This window comes from Phenylobacterium sp. (assembly GCF_044371015.1).
Classification (GTDB): domain Bacteria; phylum Pseudomonadota; class Alphaproteobacteria; order Caulobacterales; family Caulobacteraceae; genus Phenylobacterium.
On sequence record NZ_JBILUK010000313.1, the window covers coordinates 1 to 3,030 of the forward strand.

A 3,030-nucleotide genomic window follows, 5' to 3' on the forward strand; every position below is an offset into this window, starting at 1 on the left:
CTCCAGCGCCGGCTTGGAGCCCTGGGTGCTGCGCGGATGGGCCTTGGCCCCGCGCGGCGGCTGGGCCGGGACGTTGAGGTGGGTCCAGACGGCGAGCACGCCGGGACTGGCCTGCGCGGCGGCGATGTCGGCGCCGGTGATCCGGCCGCTGGCGATGCCGGCCCCGATCATCACGCCATAAGCGGGTGGAGAAGGGGCCGCGACCTCATAGGCATAAGGCGCAGCGCCGGTGACCTTGAGCGGCCCTTCGTAACGATCGACCGCCTTGCCGATGATGCCCGCGCGATTGGTCCGAACGGGATTGGGCGCTGCCCAGTCGTGCACCGAGCTCATTGGGCGGCATCCTTCGCTTCGGTGATGGCGGCGGCGCCGAGGCGGGCCACCAGCGGGACTTTGAAGTCGTTGCGGCCCAACGGGCTGGCGTTCGCCAGCTCGGCGGCCATGGCCTCGGCTGGCGAGCCGCCGGCGGCCAATGCGGCCTCTGCGGTCTGAGCGCGCCAGGGTTTCAGAGCCACCATGCCCAGCGCCACGTTGGCGCCGGCCACCGCCACGCTGGCCAGGCCGCCGGCGTAGGACGCCCGGTCGCGGACCTTGCGATAAATCTGCCCGCCGGTCGGCGGCGGGGGCACCATGATGGCGGTGATCAGTTCGCCGGGCGAAACCTGCGTCTCCAGCTGCGGCGTATCTCCGGGCAGGCGGTGAAGGTCGGCGACGGCGATGCGACGGCGCGCGCCGGCGGCGTCGAGCGTCTCGACCTCGGCGTCCAGCGCGGTCAGGGCCACGGCCAGATCGGAGGCGTGGGTGGCCACGCAGTGGGGACTGGCGCCGAAGATGGCGGCGTTGCGGTTGAGGCCCTCCAGCGCCGCGCAACCTGAGCCCGGGGCGCGTTTGTTGCAGGGTTTGGAGGTGTCGTAGAAATAGTTGCAGCGGGTGCGCTGTATCAGGTTGCCGGCCAGGCTGGCCTTGTTGCGCAGCTGCGGCGACCCGCCGGCGCTGAGCGCCTGGCTCAGCAGCGGATAGCGCGCGCGGACGGTCGCATCGGCCGCCACGGCGGTGTTGGAGGCGAGCGCGCCCAGGCGCAGGCCGCCGTCGGCGGTGGCTTCGATCGCCGCAAGCGGAAGGCGGCCGATGTCGACCACGTGCGTCGGCCGCTCGATGTCGAGCTTCATCAGGTCCAGCAGATTGGTGCCGCCGGCGAGGTAGCGGGCGCCCGGCGCGGCGCCGGCCCTGGCCGCGGCCTCGAGGCTGCCGGCGCGTTCGTAGGTGAAAGGTCTCACTTGCCCGCCTCCGCATAGTCGCGGATCGCGGCGACGATCTGGGGATAGGCCGAGCAGCGGCAGATGTTGCCGCTCATGCCCTCGCGAATCTCTTCGTCGGTGGGCGGAGGTGCGCCGGCCTCGCGTTCGGCCAGCAGGCCCAGCGCCGAGCAGATCTGGCCCGGCGTGCAATAGCCGCACTGGAAGGCGTCATGCGTCAGGAAGGCCTGCTGCAGCGGGTGGAGCCGCTCGGGCGTTCCAAGGCCCTCGATGGTGATCACCTGATCGCCGTCGTGCATCACGGCCAGCGACAGGCAGGCGTTGATGCGTTTTCCGTTCACCAGCACGGTGCAGGCGCCGCACTGACCATGGTCGCAGCCCTTTTTGGACCCGGGAAGGCCAAGCGTCTCGCGCAGCAGGTCGAGCAGGGTGACGCGCGGATCGATGTCCAGCGCGCGCGCCTCGCCATTGACGGTGATCGTCGTTTGCAAGCGGTGTCTCCCCCAGATTCCCGTACCGTTTCAGTTCTCGTCCGGCGCCAGCGCCTTAACCGAGAGCGCATGCAGCGGCCCCGCCAGTTCTTCGGCGAGCGCATGGTAGACCTTACGCTGGCGGGCCACCCGGTTCACCCCGGCAAAGGCCTGGGACTGGATCACCACGTTGAAGTGGCTCTCGCCGCCTTGGCGGGCCCCGGCATGGCCGGCATGACGGGCGGAGTCGTCCTCGATCTCCAGTCGCGTGGGCTGGAACGCCGCGATGAGCTTGGTGCGTATGGCTTGAGATATGGCGCCCATCGGCCCGATCTTCAATTCTTGTTCGGATGTTTTGAGGCCCCATACTCGGGCGATGCCGCGCGCGTTTCAATACAGGCCGAAGTTCGTGGATATCCGCGTCCGCCCGCCCGTCGAGGGCGAGACGCCGGAGCCGGAGGCCGACGTCTATACGTTGAAGCCCGGCGAGCGGCCATGCGACCATCCCGAGTGCCGCAAGGCGGCCACCGCGCGGGCGCCCAAGGCGCGGGATATGCTGCATGAACACTACTGGTTCTGTCAGCCGCACGCAGCGGAGTACAATCGCAACTGGAACTTCTTCGCCGGCCTGACCGAGGCCGAGATCCGGCGGCGGCAGACCGAGGAGCTGATGACCGGCGGCCGACCGACCTGGGAGATGCGGGCCGGGCGGATGAGCCGCGAAAGCGCCGCTTTCGCCGCGCGTTTCGGAACCGGCCAGGGCTATAAGGACCCGTTCGGCATGTTCGGCGGCGGCGGCCACAGCGCGCGCAAGCCCGAGCCCGAACGCCGCAAGCTGGGCAAGATCGAGCGCAATGCGCTGGCCGACCTCGACCTGGACGACGACGCCGACGGCCCGGCGATCCGAGCCCGCTATACCGAACTGGTCCGCCGCCTGCACCCGGACGCCAACGGCGGCGACCGGTCGGGCGAAAACCGCCTGCAGCGCGTGATCCGCGCCTATCAGTCGCTGCGCAAGGCGGGGATGGTTTAGGCGCGCTGTCAGCGTCCCGCCCGCGCCCCGCTCTGATCGACAACACTCATCACAAGGCCATCCCGGACGCGCGACAGCGCGATCTGGGTCCCAGCAGCCACGGCCCTGCGACTGGGTCCCGGCTCTCCAGCCCGCTGAGCGCGGGCTTCCGGCCGGGATGACCCGTGTGTTTCGGAACAAGTTGACCCGGGTTCCTCGCTCATCCTGGCGGCCTCCTCAGTTCTTAGGAGGCGCGGTCCATCTAGGCGTGTGAGGCTTAGCCCCGACAGTT

At 69.8% G+C, this 3,030-nt stretch carries 4 protein-coding genes and 1 pseudogene; 1 reads left to right on the top strand and 4 read right to left on the bottom strand.

Annotated features, from left to right (window positions below; genetic code table 11):
* From ACIQ3R_RS16845 to ACIQ3R_RS16860, 4 genes and pseudogenes are all read right to left on the bottom strand, one after another.
* A pseudogene (locus ACIQ3R_RS16845) lies at positions 1–333 on the bottom strand (xanthine dehydrogenase family protein molybdopterin-binding subunit); the annotation flags it as partial.
* Positions 330–1,277: an FAD binding domain-containing protein gene (locus tag ACIQ3R_RS16850; RefSeq protein ID WP_397420010.1), complete on the bottom strand. Its 948-nt coding sequence runs from the start codon at positions 1,275–1,277 to the stop codon at positions 330–332. The pseudogene ACIQ3R_RS16845 and the gene ACIQ3R_RS16850, both read right to left, overlap by 4 nt.
* Positions 1,274–1,747 (bottom strand): (2Fe-2S)-binding protein, encoded by a 474-nt coding sequence (locus tag ACIQ3R_RS16855; protein ID WP_397420011.1) that lies wholly within the window; start codon positions 1,745–1,747, stop codon positions 1,274–1,276. The genes ACIQ3R_RS16850 and ACIQ3R_RS16855 overlap by 4 nt, the downstream gene beginning before the upstream one ends.
* 30 nt (positions 1,748–1,777) lie before the next feature.
* On the bottom strand, positions 1,778–2,050 hold the full coding sequence (locus tag ACIQ3R_RS16860) for a BolA family protein (RefSeq protein ID WP_397420012.1): 273 nt from the start codon (positions 2,048–2,050) through the stop codon (positions 1,778–1,780).
* A gap of 52 nt (positions 2,051–2,102) precedes the next feature.
* Here ACIQ3R_RS16860 and ACIQ3R_RS16865 point away from each other — a divergent pair, with 52 nt between their 5' ends.
* Positions 2,103–2,759, top strand: a complete 657-nt coding sequence (locus ACIQ3R_RS16865) for a DnaJ domain-containing protein (protein WP_397420013.1) — start codon at positions 2,103–2,105, stop codon at positions 2,757–2,759.
* The last annotated feature ends 271 nt before the right edge of the window (positions 2,760–3,030 follow it).